10 protein-coding genes are annotated in these 15,591 nt (G+C 71.3%); 6 read left to right on the top strand and 4 right to left on the bottom strand.

Annotated elements, in window-relative coordinates:
- Positions 1-129: 129 nt before the first annotated feature.
- The 3 genes from DDJ31_RS12580 to holA all read left to right on the top strand — a co-directional run bounded on the left by DDJ31_RS12580 (position 130) and on the right by holA (position 2,625).
- Positions 130-1,011, top strand: coding sequence for a YceI family protein (locus DDJ31_RS12580; protein WP_127180175.1), 882 nt, complete (start codon positions 130-132; stop codon positions 1,009-1,011).
- 109 nt (positions 1,012-1,120) lie between these two features.
- Positions 1,121-1,366, top strand: coding sequence for a hypothetical protein (locus tag DDJ31_RS12575; protein WP_127180176.1), 246 nt, complete (start codon positions 1,121-1,123; stop codon positions 1,364-1,366).
- A 269-nt stretch (positions 1,367-1,635) separates the two neighbouring features.
- Complete coding sequence (gene holA, locus DDJ31_RS12570; RefSeq protein WP_206280694.1) at positions 1,636-2,625, top strand: DNA polymerase III subunit delta; 990 nt, start codon at positions 1,636-1,638, stop codon at positions 2,623-2,625.
- A 323-nt stretch (positions 2,626-2,948) separates the two neighbouring features.
- Here the strand turns inward: holA and map are convergent, their stop codons facing one another.
- Together map and rpsT are read right to left on the bottom strand one after the other, a co-directional pair.
- On the bottom strand, positions 2,949-3,731 hold the full coding sequence (gene map / locus DDJ31_RS12565; RefSeq protein ID WP_127180178.1) for a type I methionyl aminopeptidase: 783 nt from the start codon (positions 3,729-3,731) through the stop codon (positions 2,949-2,951).
- A gap of 428 nt (positions 3,732-4,159) precedes the next feature.
- The gene (gene rpsT, locus DDJ31_RS12560) at positions 4,160-4,426 is read right to left on the bottom strand and encodes a 30S ribosomal protein S20 (protein ID WP_127180179.1); all 267 of its coding nucleotides are present in this window, start codon (positions 4,424-4,426) and stop codon (positions 4,160-4,162) included.
- 223 nt (positions 4,427-4,649) lie between these two features.
- Between rpsT and lepA the strand changes: the two genes are divergently transcribed.
- Complete coding sequence (lepA, locus tag DDJ31_RS12555; RefSeq protein ID WP_127180181.1) at positions 4,650-6,518, top strand: translation elongation factor 4; 1,869 nt, start codon at positions 4,650-4,652, stop codon at positions 6,516-6,518.
- 279 nt (positions 6,519-6,797) lie between these two features.
- Complete coding sequence (locus DDJ31_RS12550; RefSeq protein WP_127180182.1) at positions 6,798-8,672, top strand: AMP-dependent synthetase/ligase; 1,875 nt, start codon at positions 6,798-6,800, stop codon at positions 8,670-8,672.
- A 111-nt stretch (positions 8,673-8,783) separates the two neighbouring features.
- On the opposite strand, the gene DDJ31_RS12545 is transcribed toward DDJ31_RS12550, so the two are convergent.
- Both DDJ31_RS12545 and DDJ31_RS12540 read right to left on the bottom strand, forming a co-directional pair.
- Positions 8,784-9,356 (bottom strand): response regulator, encoded by a 573-nt coding sequence (locus DDJ31_RS12545; protein WP_127180183.1) that lies wholly within the window; start codon positions 9,354-9,356, stop codon positions 8,784-8,786.
- A gap of 12 nt (positions 9,357-9,368) precedes the next feature.
- The gene (locus DDJ31_RS12540) at positions 9,369-13,415 is read right to left on the bottom strand and encodes a HAMP domain-containing protein (RefSeq protein WP_127182833.1); all 4,047 of its coding nucleotides are present in this window, start codon (positions 13,413-13,415) and stop codon (positions 9,369-9,371) included.
- A 192-nt stretch (positions 13,416-13,607) separates the two neighbouring features.
- On the opposite strand from DDJ31_RS12540, the gene DDJ31_RS12535 reads away from it, so the two are divergent.
- Complete coding sequence (locus tag DDJ31_RS12535) at positions 13,608-15,572, top strand: ATP-binding SpoIIE family protein phosphatase (protein WP_127180184.1); 1,965 nt, start codon at positions 13,608-13,610, stop codon at positions 15,570-15,572.
- Positions 15,573-15,591: the final 19 nt, after the last annotated feature.

Below are 15,591 nucleotides of genomic sequence, written 5' to 3'. Positions count from 1 at the left end.
GGCCCCTGTGCGAAAGCGGCACATGGGATGCATTCCTGCGATGTGGCCCCGTGTTGCCTCGAAAGCCGCATCAGTGATCGAATGCTTCTTCGGTAACGGATGAGGGCGAGGCGTACAGGGGTGGCGAGGATGTTCGGCCGCAGGCTGGGGAACCGGACGAGCAGGGCGCAACGGACGAGTCCGCTGGCGGCGCTGCGGACACCACCGAGTGCGGGCGTGCTGAGCTGCCGGGTGCTCGATCCGGTCAACGAGCCGGTGCCGCATGCGGAGTTCGCGGTGAGCGACGGCATGGGGCGCAAGGTCGTGAGCGGGGAGACGGACCCGTACGGGGCGTTCATGACGGCGGTCCCCGCGGGGGAGTACCGGCTCGCGGTCTCCGCCGAGGGGTACGCGCCCTACCGGGCGAGCGCGACCGTCACGGAGAACGCGTTGGCCTCCCTCGGGGACGTGACGCTTCAGGTGGCCAGGCCGCCCGCGTTGCCCGAGGCGGGGGACTGGCAGGTCGAGCCGACGCACTCCTCGATCGCCTTCACCGCGCGGCACATCGGGCTGGCGCGAATCCACGGCCGCTTCAACTCCTTCGCGGGGGCGGTGCGGATCGGGGAGCAGATGGAGTCGTCGGCGATGCATGTGGTGATCGACGCGGGCTCCATCGACACCAACGTCCGGATGCGGGACGACCATCTGCGGTCGGCCGACTTCCTGGACGTGGAGCGTTTCCCGACGCTGGAGTTCTACAGCGAGCGGTTCGCGCACCGGGGCGGCAACCGCTGGGCGGTCACCGGGGCGCTGTCGCTGCACGGCGTCACACGCACGGTCACCCTCGACGCCGAGTATCTCGGGCTCGGCAACGGGATGGAGGGCGAGGTGCGGGCCGCCTGCCGGGCCACCACCGAGCTGCACCGCGACGACTTCACGGTCAGCTGGCAGACGATGCTGGCGCGCGGGATCGCCGTGGTGGGACCGAGCATCAGGATCGAGCTGGACGTGCAGATCGTCCGGCAGGGGTAGTCGGTCCGCGGCAACGGTCCCCGGTGACGGTTCTCGGTGACGGCAGCGGTGGGCGGCTGCCCGCGGGGGCGGACTGCCGGTGCCGTCGCGGGTGCCCGAGAATGGTGCCGTGAGCGATGTGAGACATGTGCTGGTGCTGCCCGACCGTGACGCCGCGGAGGAGGCGGCCGAGGCGCTGCGCGAGCGGTTCGGCACCCGGGAGGAACCGCAACTGGTGCGGGACGCGCTGGCCGGCGAGGACGACGCCGAGGACGCACAGTGGCTGCTCGTCCTGCGGGACGAGGACGGACGGCTCGACGCCGGTGAGCTGGACGAGTTCGCAGGCGAGTGGGAAGGCTGGCGCGAGGAGCCGTAGTCGACGGCCCTCGACGTCCACGGCCCTCGACGTAGACAGCCCTCGACTGGACTCCCGGACCGGATGTCCCCGACCGGACGCCTCCGATCGGATGTCCCGGACCGGACGCCTCCGACGGGACGTTCCCGACCGGACGTCCCGACCCATCGACCGTCGGGCCGATGCCCCGCCCGAACGCCCGCCCCCCGCCCCCGGCGCGCGCGTCCAAGACCGTCGGCGGAGCCGCGGCCCCGGCCTCGTTGTCAGTGGCGCGTGGGATGCTTGTCGCGATGGCAAGGAAGACTGCGAATGACGACCCTCTCGCCCCCGTGACGCTCGCCGTGGGCCAGGAGGACCTGCTGCTCGACCGCGCCGTGCAGGAGGTGGTGGCCGCCGCTCGGGCCGCCGACGCCGACACGGACGTGCGTGATCTCATGCCGGAGCAGTTGCAGCCCGGCACGCTCGCCGAGCTGACCAGCCCGTCGCTGTTCTCCGAGCGCAAGGTCGTGGTCGTGCGCAACGCGCAGGATCTGTCGGCCGACACGGTCAAGGACGTGAAGGCGTATCTCGGCTCGCCCGCCGAGGAGATCACCCTCGTGCTGCTGCACGCGGGCGGCGCCAAGGGCAAGGGCCTGCTCGACGCGGCGCGCAAGGTCGGGGCGCGGGAGGTGGCCTGCCCGAAGATGACCAAGCCGGCGGACCGGCTGGCCTTCGTGCGGCAGGAGTTCAGGGCGACGGGCAGGTCCGCCACGCCCGAGGCATGCCAGGCGCTCGTCGACGCGATCGGGAGTGATCTGCGGGAGTTGGCCGCGGCGGTCTCGCAGTTGGTCGCCGACGTGGAGAGCACGATCGACGAGGCGGTCGTCGGGCGGTACTACACGGGGCGGGCCGAGGCATCGAGCTTCACCGTCGCCGACCGGGCCGTGGAGGGGCGTGCGGCCGAGGCCCTGGAGGCGCTGCGCTGGGCCCTGTCGACGGGGGTCGCGCCGGTCCTGATCACCAGCGCGCTCGCCCAGGGCGTGCGGGCGATCGGGAAGCTGTCGTCGGCCCGGGGCGGCCGTCCCGCCGACCTCGCCCGCGAGTTGGGCATGCCGCCGTGGAAGATCGACCGGGTGCGTCAGCAGATGCGGGGCTGGACACCGGACGGGGTCTCGGTGGCGCTGCGCGCGGTGGCCGCGGCGGACGCGGGCGTCAAGGGCGGTGGCGACGATCCGGAGTACGCCCTGGAGAAGGCCGTGGTGACGATCGCCAGGGCGGCACGCTCACGCGGCAGGGCGTAGGACGACCGGCCTCCCCGGCGAGTCCGGCCCCTTGACGAGCCTGGCGCCCCCGCCGAGCCTCGCCCCTTAGCGAGCCCGGTGACCCGCCGAGCCCGGCCCTCGCCGCGCCCGGCCCCTTGACGAGCCTGGCGCCCCCGCCGAGCCCCGCCCCTTAGCGAGCCCGGCGACCCACCGAGCCGGGCCCCCGCCGAGCCCCGCCTCCGCCGCGCGGCCCGCCTCCCGCCGCTCCCCGCCGAGCGGCCCGCCCTCGGCAGCACCCCGCCCGCCCCACAGCGCTACCGCCCACCCGCGTCTCCCCCCGGTGCCGCAGCGCCGCTGGTCCCCTACGGGCGTGTCGCCCTCGGCAGGGTGAGGATCTCGGCTCCGTCGTCGGTGATGGCGATGGTGTGCTCGCTGTGTGCGGTCCGGCAGCCCGTCGCGCTGCGCAGGGTCCAGCCGTCGGCGTCGGTGACGAGTGTGGCGGTGTCGGCCATCACCCAGGGCTCCAGGGCGAGCAGCAGTCCGGGGCGCAGCTTGTAGCCGCGGCCGGGGCGTCCGGTGTTCGAGACGTGCGGGTCCTGGTGCATGGTCGTGCCGATGCCGTGGCCGCCGAACTCGGTGTTGATGGGGTAGCCCGCCTCGCCGAGGACGGTGCCGATGGCGTGGGAGAGGTCGCCGATGCGTGCCCCGGGCTTGGCGGCGGCGATGCCGGCGGCGAGGGCGCGTTCGGTGGTCTCGATCATCGCGACGCTCTCCGCGGGCCTGGCGTCGCCCACCAGGAAGCTGATCGCGGCGTCCGCGGCGACCCCGCCCCTGGCGACGGCGAGGTCGAGGGTCAGCAGGTCGCCGTCGGCCAGCGTGTAGTTGTGCGGCAGCCCGTGGAGCACTCCGTCGTTGACGGCCGTGCAGATGTAGTGCCCGAACGGGCCGCGTCCGAAGGAGGGCGCGTAGTCGACGTAGCAGGACTGGGCCCCTGCCTCGGTGATCATCTGCTTCGCCCACTGATCGATGTCCAGCAGGTTCGTCCCGACCGTGCTCCGCTGCTTCAGCGTGTGCAGGATGTCTCCGACCAGGGCGCCGGTGTCCCTCGCCCGCTCGATGCGCGCGGAGTTCAGGATCTCAATCATGGGGGACCTCTCACATGCGTCCAATAACTATACCGGTGTCACTGTACCGGTATTAGAATGGGGTGATGGTCAGGTGATCGGCCGGGCGGGTTCAACCACCCCGCACCCGCACCCGCACCCGCTCCCGCTCCCGCGCTCGGAAGCGCCCCGCACTCGCCCCGCCCCCCCGCACCCGCACTCGGACGCACCCCGCACTCGCCCTCAGCCTCGCCCGCGCCCGCGACCCGCCCCCGGACACAGCAGCGCCCCCGGAGTGGGTCCGGGGGCGTTGTCGCAGCGTGGCGTACTGCGAAAGTCTGTTCGTGGGTCGGGGTAGAGGGCCCGACATCCCCCACGAGGGGTTGGTGCTGAGCCTGACCGGCAGGCTCGGGGTGCCGGGGCGGGGAGCAGAGGGATCTCGCCCGGTCCGCCCGGCGTCACATCAGGTGTCAGCCCTTGAGGGTCGCGACCTTGGAAGCAAGCGCCGACTTCTTGTTGGCGGCCTGGTTCTTGTGGATGACGCCCTTCGAGACGGCCTTGTCGAGCGCACGCGCGGCGACGCGCTGCAGCTCGGTGGCCTTCTCGACGTCACCCGCGGCAGCGGCCTCACGGGCCTTGCGGACCGCGGTCTTGATGGAGGACTTCACGGCCTTGTTGCGCAGCCGGGCCTTCTCGTTGGTCTTGATCCGCTTGATCTGGGACTTGATGTTCGCCACGAATGAGCCTTTTCAGGTTCTGGCACGGGCCCGCGAAGGTCCCGTAGCCGATGATTTCACTGGGTGCGTGTCTCGCGCTGAGAGGGCATGAGACACAGCCGCCCACACTACCAGCGGCCCCCCGAGTGGCCCAAACCGGTCTCCGGTCGCCGCCCGTGGGACCATGGAAGCTACGTATCGATCCGACCCGAGGCACAAGGCGCCTCAAGAGACAGGACCCTGCGTGCCCGCGACCCCTAACAATGTGCCGGAGCCGAGCCGTACCGACCCGGCTCTGATCCGCAATTTCTGCATCATCGCGCACATCGACCACGGCAAGTCCACCCTCGCCGACCGGATGCTCCAGCTGACCGGTGTCGTCGAGCAGCGGCAGATGCGCGCTCAGTATCTCGACCGCATGGACATCGAGCGTGAGCGTGGCATCACGATCAAGTCCCAGGCGGTGCGTCTGCCGTGGGCTCCGACGGACGAGCCCGCCAAGACGCACATCCTGAACATGATCGACACCCCCGGGCACGTCGACTTCACCTACGAGGTCTCGCGGTCGCTCGCCGCCTGCGAGGGGACCGTGCTCCTCGTCGACGCCGCCCAGGGCATCGAGGCCCAGACTCTCGCCAACCTGTACCTGGCGATGGAGAACGACCTCACGATCATCCCCGTCCTGAACAAGATCGACCTGCCGGCCGCGCAGCCCGAGAAGTTCGCCGAGGAGCTGGCGAACCTGGTCGGCTGCGACCCGGACGACGTGCTGCGGGTCTCCGCCAAGACCGGCGTCGGGGTCGACGCGCTGCTCGACCGGACGGTCCGGGACATCCCGCCGCCGGTCGGCGTCGCCGACGCGCCCGCCCGCGCCATGATCTTCGACTCGGTGTACGACTCGTACCGGGGCGTCGTGACGTACGTCCGGGTCATCGACGGCCAGCTCAACAAGCGTGAGCGGATCCGGATGATGTCCACCGGCGCCACCCACGAGCTGCTGGAGATCGGCACCAACTCGCCGGAGATGCTCGCGGCCGACGGGCTCGGCGTCGGCGAGGTCGGCTATCTGATCACCGGTGTGAAGGACGTCCGCCAGTCCAAGGTCGGTGACACCGTCACCAGCCAGCACAAGGGCGCCACGGACGCGCTCGGCGGCTACAAGGACCCGAAGCCGATGGTCTTCTCGGGCCTGTATCCGCTGGACGGCTCGGACTACCCGGAGCTGCGGGAGGCGCTGGACAAGCTCCAGCTGAACGACGCGGCCCTGGTGTACGAGCCGGAGACGTCGGCCGCGCTGGGCTTCGGCTTCCGCGTCGGGTTCCTCGGTCTGCTCCACCTCGACGTGATCCGGGAGCGGCTGGAGCGCGAGTTCGGCCTCGACCTCATCGCCACCGCGCCCAACGTGGTCTACCGGGTGCTGATGGAGGACGGCAGCGAGCACACCGTCACCAATCCGAGTGAGTTCCCCGAGGGCAAGATCAACGACGTGTACGAGCCCGTCGTGCGCGCCACGATCCTCGCGCCCTCCGAGTTCATCGGCTCGATCATGGAGCTGTGCCAGACCCGGCGCGGCACCCTGCTGGGCATGGACTACCTGTCCGAGGACCGGGTCGAGATCCGCTACACGCTGCCGCTCGCGGAGATCGTCTTCGACTTCTTCGACCAGCTGAAGTCGAAGACCCGCGGGTACGCCTCGCTCGACTACGAGCCCACCGGTGAGCAGACGTCCAGCCTGGTCAAGGTGGACATCCTGCTGCACGGCGACAAGGTGGACGCCTTCTCCGCGATCACCCACAAGGACCAGGCGTACGCCTACGGGGTCCGGCTGGTCGCCAAGCTGCGCGAGCTGATCCCGCGGCAGGCCTTCGAGGTGCCCATCCAGGCGGCCATCGGCTCCCGGGTGATCGCCCGCGAGACCATCCGCGCCATCCGCAAGGACGTCCTCGCCAAGTGCTACGGCGGTGATATCTCCCGGAAGCGGAAGCTGCTGGAGAAGCAGAAGGAGGGCAAGAAGCGGATGAAGATGGTGGGTTCCGTCGAGGTTCCCCAGGAAGCCTTCATCGCCGTCCTGAGCAGCGACGACAGCGGCGGCTCCGCCAAGGGCAAGAAGTAACCGCCGGTCACCGGCGGGGCGCGGGCGGTCACCGCCTGTCACTCGCGGGACCGGCCGGAACGGCCGTCACAGGGGGCCCGGCGTGCGGAAGCGCGCCGGGCCCCCCGCGTGTGCCGGGGGCCGCTTCCCGCGGAAAGTGACGGGCCGCCGCCTCTTACGTACCGGGCGGTCGGGCTTTACGCTGATCTCTGCTCGATAGTTACTCGCGAGTTAAACAGCGCGTGAGTCGAAACCAGCCGCACTGAGCCAGCCGCACCGACGCGGGCCCCGGAGGACGTCGTGAGCGACACACAGACCCTGATCGAGAACCGACCGGCGAGCGTCGCGGCCCTCTTCCTGGACCGCGTGGCCGCCACCCCGGACGCGGAGGCCTACCGGTACCCGGTGGCGCCCGCCTCGGGGCAGGGCCCGGACGGCTGGAAGTCGCTGAGCTGGGGCGAGGCATCCGAGCGGGTCCACGCCATCGCCGCGGGTCTGATCGCGCTCGGGGTCGAGCCCGAGCAGCGGGTCGCGCTCGCCTCCGCCACCCGGATCGAGTGGATCCTCGCCGACCTCGGCATCATGTGCGCGGGCGCCGCCACCACCACCGTCTACCCGCAGACCAACGAGGACGAGTCGGCGTTCATCCTCGCCGACTCCGACAGCCGGGTGCTGATCGCGGAGGACGCCGCCCAGCTCGCGAAGGCCCAGGGCAGGCGCGGCGAGCTGCCCGACCTCACGCACATCGTGGTGATCGACCCGGCCGGTGTCGAGCCGGGCGGGGACGTCCTCACCCTCGCGGAGCTGGAGCGGCGCGGTGCCGCCCATCTGGAGAAGCACCCCGAGCTGATCAAGGAGCGGGTCGGCGCGATCACCCGGGACCAGCTCGCCACCCTCATCTACACCTCGGGCACCACCGGCCGCCCCAAGGGCGTGCGCCTGCCGCACGACAACTGGGCGTACATGGCGCGCGCCATCGCCGCCACCGGTCTGGTCGGCCCCGACGACGTGCAGTACCTGTGGCTGCCGCTGGCGCACGTCTTCGGCAAGGTGCTCACCTCCGGCCAGGTCGGGGTCGGGCACGTCACCGCCGTCGACGGCCGGGTCGACAAGATCATCGAGAATCTGCCGGTCGTGCGGCCCACCTACATGGCGGCCGTGCCGCGCATCTTCGAGAAGGTCTACAACGGCGTCGCGGCCAAGGCCCGCGCGGGCGGCGCCGCCAAGTACAAGATCTTCCAGTGGGCCGCCGAGGTCGCCCGCGACTACGCCAAGGCCGCCCAGGACAACTTCCGCCGCACCGGCACCGCCTCCGTGCCGTTCGCGCTCGGCGCCAAGCACAAGGCCGCCGATGCGCTCGTCTACTCCAAGATCCGCGAGGCGTTCGGCGGCAACCTGCGCGCCTGTGTCTCCGGTTCGGCCGCCCTCGCGCCCGAGATCGGCTACTTCTTCGCCGGCGCGGGCATCCACATCCTGGAGGGCTACGGCCTCACCGAGTCGTCCGCCGCGTCTTTCGTGAACCCCGGCGAGGCGTACCGCACGGGCACCGTCGGCAAGCCGCTGCCCGGCACCGAGGTGCGGATCGCGGACGACGGCGAGATCCTGCTGCGCGGCCCCGGCATCATGGAGGGCTACCACGGGCTGCCGGAGAAGACCGCCGAGGTCCTGGAGGCGGACGGCTGGTTCCACACCGGTGACATCGGCGAGCTGTCCCCGGACGGCTATCTGCGCATCACCGACCGCAAAAAGGACCTGATCAAGACGTCCGGCGGCAAGTACATCGCGCCGGCCGAGGTCGAGGGCCAGTTCAAGGCGGTCTGCCCGTACGTCTCCAACATCCTGGTGCACGGCGCCGACCGGAACTTCTGCACCGCCCTCATCTCCCTCGACGAGCCGTCCCTGATGGAGTGGGCGAAGGAGAACGGCCTGGAGGGCAAGGCGTACGCGGAGGTCGTCGCCGCGCCGGTCACGGTCGCCATGGTGGAGGACTACATCGGGCAGCTCAACTCCGGGCTCCAGCGCTGGCAGACCATCAAGAAGTTCCGGCTGCTGCCGCGCGACCTCGACATCGAGCACGGCGAGATCACCCCCAGCCTGAAGCTCAAGCGCCCGGTCGTCGAGCGCGCGTACAAGCACCTGATCGACGAGATGTACGCGGGCACCCGCGAGGCGTGACGCCGCTCCGGGCCCCGGCCCCGGCGCGCTCAGGCGCCCACCCGGGGCCGGTCGGGGGTCCGGGTCGGGGGCCGGTCAGGGGTCCGGGTCGGGAGCGGGACCGTGAGCGCCCTACAGCCGCCCTCTGCGCACCAGCCTGCGCAACTCCCTGACCTCGGTGCGCAGGGTCATCAGGTCGGGGGGCTGTCCCTCGGTCAGTCGCAGTTCCAGTTCGGCCAGCCGCGCGCCCACCTCGCCGTACTCCGCCCGGTCCTGGTCCCGCATCCGCTCCAACTGCCGGTTCTTGCGGTGCAGATCGAGGAAGACGCTGACCTTCGCGCGCAGCACCCACGGGTCGAACGGCTTGGTCAGATAGTCGGCGGCGCCGGTGGCGTAGCCGCGGAAGGCGTACCCGGAGTCGTCGCCTGCGCCGGTCAGGAAGATGATCGGGACGTCCTTGGTCTGGTCGAGCCGTTTGATGTGCGCGGCCGTCTCGAAGCCGTCCATGCCGGGCATCCGGACGTCGAGCAGGACCAGCGCGAACCGCTGCCGCAGCAGCGCCTTCATCGCCTCCTCGCCGGAACGGGCCCGTATCAGAGGCTCGTTGAGGGATCCCAGGACGGCTTCGAGCGCGATCAGGTTGTCCTCCATGTCGTCCACGAGGAGGATGCTGGCGCGGGTGTCGGTCGATGCCTCAGCGATCATGGTCTGTCCGCCTCATTCGGTCGGTGTCCCGTCGGCCGGTGCCCCGGCCTCCGCGCCCTGCGGATCGAGGAGCGCGCAGACGACGGTGAGCAGCTGGTCGACGTCCACCGGCTTGGGTACGTAGTCGTTGGCGCCCCGCGCGATGGACTTCTCGCGGTCGCCCGGCATCGCCTTCGCGGTCAGCGCCACGATGGGCAGGCCGGTCCAGCGGGGGGCGCGGCGGATGGCGGCGATGGTCTCGTAGCCGTCCATCTCGGGCATCATGATGTCCATCAGGACGAGTTCCACGTCCGGGTTGCGTTCCAGGGTCTCGATGCCCTCGCGGCCGTTCTCCGCGTACAGCACCGGCATCCCGACCCTCCCCAGCACATGGGTGAGCGCGAAGACGTTGCGGATGTCGTCGTCCACGATCAGTACCCGGCGGCCGGGCAGCACCTGTCCGGCCCGCCCCCGCTGCCACGCCTCCAGCTTGGTCGGCGCGGGCCATCCGTCGTCGGCGTCGTGCGCGCTGCCCGGCGGTTCGGGCAGGGACTGCGCGGGCACCAGCGGGCGCCGGTCCTCGGGGGCCGGCTCGTCCGCCGGATGTCCCGGGCTGGTGACCGGCACGTACAGGGTGAAGGTGGAGCCGTGTCCCGGCCGGCTCTCGGCGACGATCCTGCCGCCCAGCAGGCCGGCGATCTCCCGGCTGATGGACAGGCCGAGGCCGGTGCCGCCGTACTTGCGGTTGGTGGTGCCGTCGGCCTGCTGGAACGCCTCGAAGATCACCGGGAGTTTCTCGGCGGCGATGCCGATGCCCGTGTCGGTGACCTCGAACGCGATCAGCTCCTCGCCGGTGGCTCCCTCGCCCGGGTACCGGTGGTCGGTGCCCGGCCGCCCGGGGTCGTCGACCAGGGAGACCCGCAGCTCCACCCGGCCGGACGCGGTGAACTTGATCGCGTTGGAGAGGAGGTTGCGCAGGATCTGCTGGAGCCGCTGCTCGTCCGAGTACATCTCGCGCGGCACGCCCTCGCCGACCGCCACCTCGAAGGCGAGGCCCCGGTCGAGGGTGAGCGGCCGGAAGGTGGCGTGCACGTAGTCGAGCAGTTTGATCAGCGGCAGCCGCTTGGGTCTGACGTCCATCCGGCCCGCCTCGATCTTCGACAGGTCCAGGATGTCGTTGATCAGTTGCAGCAGGTCGGAGCCGGAGCGGTGGATCGTCGTGGCGAACTGCACCTCCTGGTCGGTGAGATGGCCGTCGGGGTTGTCCGACAGCAGCCGCGCCAGGATCAGCAGGGAGTTCAGCGGGGTGCGCAGCTCGTGCGACATGTTCGCCAGGAACTCCGACTTGTACTGGGAGCTGGTCGCCAGCAGGGCGGCCTTCTCCTCCAGTTCGGCGTTGGAGCGCCGCAACTCCGCCTGCTGCTTCTGGAGTTCGTCCGAGCGTTCCTGGAGCTGCATCGCCAGCCGCTGCGACTCGCCGAGCAGCGACTCGGTGCGCGAGTTGGCGATGATGGTGTTGATGGCGACGCCGATGGTGTTCACGAACTGGTCGAAGAAGGCCAGGTGGACATCGGAGAAGCGGGAGAAGGAGGCCAGTTCGATCACGCCGAGGAGCTTGTCCTCGAAGAGGATCGGGATGATCACCACGCTGGCCGGGGCCGCCTCGCCGAGACCGCTGTTGATCTTGATGTAGTCCGGTGGCGCCTCCTCGACCAGGATGCGCTTCTTCTCCCTGGCCGCCTGCCGCACCAGCCCGTGCACCGGCAGGCCCCCGGTCTCCATGGTCGCGCCCTGCGCCGACCCGTACCCGGCGATGAACGCCAGCCCCTTCGCCGGCACGGTGGTGCGCAGCGCCGGGCCGTCCTCGTCCGGGTCGGCCAGGAAGAACGCCCCGTACTGCGCGTTCACCAGCGGGGTCAGCTCGCGCAGGATCAGGTCGGCGACCTCCATCAGGTCCCGGTGGCCCTGCATCAGCGCGGCGAGCCGGGCGAGGTTGGACTCCAGCCAGTCCTTCGCGCGGGTCGTCTCGCGCAGGTTGGCCACCATCAGGTTGATGTTGTCCTTCAGCTCGGCGACCTCGCCCTGGGTCTCCACCGTGATCGAGCGGGACATGTCGCCCTGCGCCACCGCGGAGGCCACCTCGGCGATCGCGCGGACCTGGGTGGTCAGGTTCGACGCGAGTTCGTTCACGTTGGTCGTCAGCCGCTTCCAGGTGCCGTACACGCCCTCCACCCGTGCCTGGCCGCCGAGTTGGCCCTCGGAGCCGACCTCGCGGGCCACCCGGGTGACCTCGGAGGAGAACGACGACAGCGTGTCGACCATCGTGTTGATGGCCGTCTTCAGCTCCAGGATCTCGCCGCGCGCGTCCACGTCGATCTTCTTCGACAGGTCGCCGTTGGCGACGGCCGTGGTGACCTGCGCGATGTTGCGCACCTGCGAAGTGAGGTTGTCCGCCATGTAGTTGACGTTGTCCGTCAGGTCACGCCACACCCCGGACACGCCCAGCACCTGGGCCCGGCCGCCGAGTCTGCCGTCCGTGCCGACCTCGCGGGCCACCCGGGTCACCTCGTCGGCGAAGGCCCGCAGCTGCTCCACCATCGTGTTGACGGTGTCCTTCAGTTCGAGGATCTCGCCGCGCGCGTCCACGGTGATCTTCTTCGACAGGTCGCCGTTGGCGACGGCGGTGGTGACCTGCGCGATGTTGCGGACTTGCGAGGTCAGGTTCAGCGCCATGAAGTTGACGTTGTCGGTGAGGTCCTTCCAGACCCCGGAGACCCCGCGCACCTGCGCCTGCCCGCCGAGGTTGCCCTCGGTGCCGACCTCGCGGGCGACGCGGGTGACCTCGTCGGCGAAGGCGGAGAGCTGGTCGACCATGGTGTTGATGGTCGACTTCAGCTCCAGGATCTCGCCCTTCGCCTCGACGGTGATCTTCTTGCCGAGGTCGCCCTGCGCCACCGCCGTCGACACCAGGGCGATGTTGCGGACCTGCGAAGTGAGGTTGTCGGCCATGAAGTTGACGTTGTCGGTCAGGTCCTTCCAGACCCCGGAGACCCCGCGCACCTGGGCCCGCCCGCCGAGGTTGCCCTCGGTGCCGACCTCGCGGGCGACGCGGGTGACCTCGTCGGCGAAGGCGGAGAGCTGGTCGACCATGGTGTTGATGGTCGACTTCAGCTCCAGGATCTCGCCCTTCGCGTCGACCGTGATCTTCTGGCTGAGGTCGCCGTTGGCGACGGCGGTGGTGACCTGCGCGATGTTGCGGACCTGCGAGGTCAGGTTCGACGCCATGAAGTTGACGTTGTCGGTGAGGTCCTTCCACACCCCGGACACCCCGCGCACCTGGGCCCGCCCGCCCAACTGCCCCTCGGTGCCCACCTCGCGGGCCACCCGGGTCACCTCGTCGGCGAAGGCGGAGAGCTGGTCCACCATCGTGTTCACGGTGAGCTTCAGCTCCAGCAGCTCACCGGTCGCCTCCACCGTCACCGTCCGGGTCAGGTCGCCGCGCGCCACCGCCGTCGTCACCAGCGCGATGTCCCGCACCTGGGCGGTCAGCCGGGCCGCCATCGTGTTGACCGCCTCGGTCACATCGCGCCAACTGCCCGACAAGCCCTGCACCTTGGCCCGGCCGCCGAGCCGCCCCTCGGTGCCGACCTCGCGCGCCACCCGCGTCACCTCACCGGTGAACAGCGACAGTTGGTCGACCATCTTGTTCACGGCACGGGCGAGGCGCCGCAGATCGCCCCTCAACTGCCGGTTCCCGTCGTGCAGATCGACCCGCTGGGTCAGGTCGCCGCCCGCCACCGCGTCCAGCACCCGGGTCGCGTTGGCGGCCGGCGCCACCAGCGCGTCCAGGAGCTGGTTCACATCGCTCACCCGGGACGCCCACGCGCCCTGACCCGGACTGGCCGAAAGCCGCTCGTCCAGCCGCCCGTGCCGGACCAACTCCCTTTTCACCCGCTGCGTCTCGCCGTTGAAGTGCGTCGTGCGGTCCATGATCTGGTTGAAGACGGCCGTGAGTTCGGCCACCATCCCCTGGCCGGTCTCCGGCACCTTCCTGAAGTCGCCGTCCCGTGCGGCGGTCATCGCGGCGAGCAGCGGGCGCAGCTCGGACGCTCGGATCCGGTCAGGAATCCGCTCGTCCTCGATCAGACGCGTAGCACGGTTCTCACTCATGACGGCCCACTTCGGTAACTCGGCGCTTATGGGCGTGGCCAGTCTGTCACTCTGTCGCCATCGACTGAGGCGTATTCGCGCGAACCGTTCGGGGAGCTGTCCATGGGGGCCATTCCGACGCAACGGGAGGCTGGTTCCGGTGGTTCCGGCGCTCCCGACGCGTCCGCGCAGGGGGACGCGGGCGCGCGCGCCCGCACCCGGGCGACCCTGCCGGGCAGTCCCCTCGCGCCCGGGTCGGCGCGCGTCCTGGTGCGGGCCGCGCTCGCCGAGTGGGCCGCCTCCGCCGTCCCCGGCGCCGAGCACCTCACCGGCAGGCTCGCCGACGACGCGGTGGTCGTCGTCAGCGAACTCGTCACCAACGCCGTCGTGCACGCGGGCACCGACGTGGAGCTGGCCTGCCGCCTGGAGCCCGACACGGGCGCGCTCGTCATCGAGGTCGGCGACCACCACCCCTCCCGGGCGCCCCGCGACACCGAACCCTCCTACGAGGCACCGGAGCACGGCCGAGGACTGCGGCTGGTCGCCGCCCTCGCCGAGTCCTGGGGCGTCACCTACCGCAGGGGCGCCAAGACGGTCTGGGCGCGGCTCGTGGCGGAGGGCCCGCCGGGCGAGGGGACCGGCCCGGAGGAGACCGGGCGGCAGCGGGACGGCAACGGCGCGCCGGACGACGAGATCAGGCCGTTCGACGGGCGGGACGTCCTCGCCCGCGGCCTCAAGGTCGCCGAGAGCCTCGCCCCCGAGCCGCCCGCCGCGGGACGCGACCGGGACTGGCTCAACCGGGGCGCCCTGTCCTTCCTCGCCGAAGCCTCCGACCTGCTCGCGGGACAGCTCGACGAGAACCTGGTCGCCGCCCTCACCGGGCAGCTCATCGTGCCCAGGCTCGCCGACTGGTGCGCCGTCTGGCTCGAGGACGAGGCCACCGCGCGCGGCGGTTGGCCCGGCGACGGCGCCGCCGGCGAGGGCGCCCGCCTCGCCCGGGTCTGGCACGGCAGCGAGAACCGCATCGAGGAGCTGCGCCGCGCCCTGGAGAAGGACCCGCCGCACCCCTTCGAGAGCGACCACGGCGGGCCCGTCCCCTACCCGTGGCCTGGCGAGGCGCTCGGGGCCCGCGAGGAGCTGGGCGCGGCCCTCGCCTACCGGCTGGTGGCCGGCGGCCGGCCGCTGGGCACGCTCGTCATCGGCCGCTCCGGGCTGACCCGCTTCCCCGACGAGATCACCGGCCTGGTCGAGGACCTCAGCCGCCGGGTGGCGCTCGCCGTCGGCGCGGCCCGCCAGTACGCCAGGCAGGCCACTATCAGCCAGGTCCTGCAACGCGGCCTGCTGCCGGTGGCCGTCGCGGAGATCCCCGGGGTGCGCAGCGCGCTGGTCTACGAACCCTGCGACCAGGGCGGCCCGAGCGGCGACTTCTACGACCTGTTCCCCGGCGGCGACGGCCGCTGGTGCTTCGCCATCGGGGACGTCCAGGGCAAGGGCCCCGAGGCCGCCGTCGTCATCGGTCTGGCCAGGCCCTGGCTGCGGCTGCTGGCCCGCGAGGGCTACCGGGTCGCCGACGTCCTCGACCGCCTCAACCGGCTGCTCCTCGACGACGCGACGGAGGCCGCCGACGCCGCCGCCCGCGCCCTCGCCAGGCCCGCCACCCCGGGCGACGGCCCGCAGACCCGGTTCCTCTCGCTGCTCTACGGCGAGCTGCGGCCCTTCGACGGCGGGATCCGCTGCACCCTCGCCTCCGCGGGGCACCCGCTGCCGCTGCTGCTCGGCCCGGCGGGCGACGTCCGCACGGTGGCGAGGCCGCAGACCCTGCTCGGGGTCGTCGACGACGAGACGTACACGAGCGAAACGTTCGAGCTGCGGACCGGGGACACCCTGCTCTGCGTCACCGACGGCGTCACCGAGCGCCGCTCGGGCGCACGCCAGTTCGACGACGGTGACGGGCTCGCGACCGCCCTCGGCGGCTGCGCGGGCCTGAGCGCCGAACTCGTCGCGGAACGCATCAGGCGCCTGGTCCACGAGTTCGGACCGAGGCCACCGGTGGACGACCTCGCGCTCCTGGTCCTCCAGGCCGAGTGACCGGCCCGCGCCGCGCGTG

The sequence above is a fragment of the Streptomyces griseoviridis genome (assembly GCF_005222485.1).
GTDB lineage: Bacteria > Actinomycetota > Actinomycetes > Streptomycetales > Streptomycetaceae > Streptomyces > Streptomyces hintoniae.
Note: the sequence above shows the minus strand (reverse complement) of the source record. Positions and strands in the feature narration are given on the sequence as shown.

Excerpts from the sequence above, each read along its gene's own strand:
- DDJ31_RS12580 (WP_127180175.1), top strand. The coding sequence starts at position 130 with ATGTTCGGCCGCAGGCTGGGGAACCGGACGAGCAGGGCGCAACGGACG.
- holA (WP_206280694.1), top strand. The coding sequence starts at position 1,636 with ATGGCAAGGAAGACTGCGAATGACGACCCTCTCGCCCCCGTGACGCTC.
- map (WP_127180178.1), bottom strand. The coding sequence starts at position 3,731 with ATGATTGAGATCCTGAACTCCGCGCGCATCGAGCGGGCGAGGGACACC.
- DDJ31_RS12545 (WP_127180183.1), bottom strand. The coding sequence starts at position 9,356 with ATGATCGCTGAGGCATCGACCGACACCCGCGCCAGCATCCTCCTCGTG.
- DDJ31_RS12540 (WP_127182833.1), bottom strand. The coding sequence starts at position 13,415 with ATGACCGCCGCACGGGACGGCGACTTCAGGAAGGTGCCGGAGACCGGC.
- DDJ31_RS12535 (WP_127180184.1), top strand. The coding sequence starts at position 13,608 with ATGGGGGCCATTCCGACGCAACGGGAGGCTGGTTCCGGTGGTTCCGGC.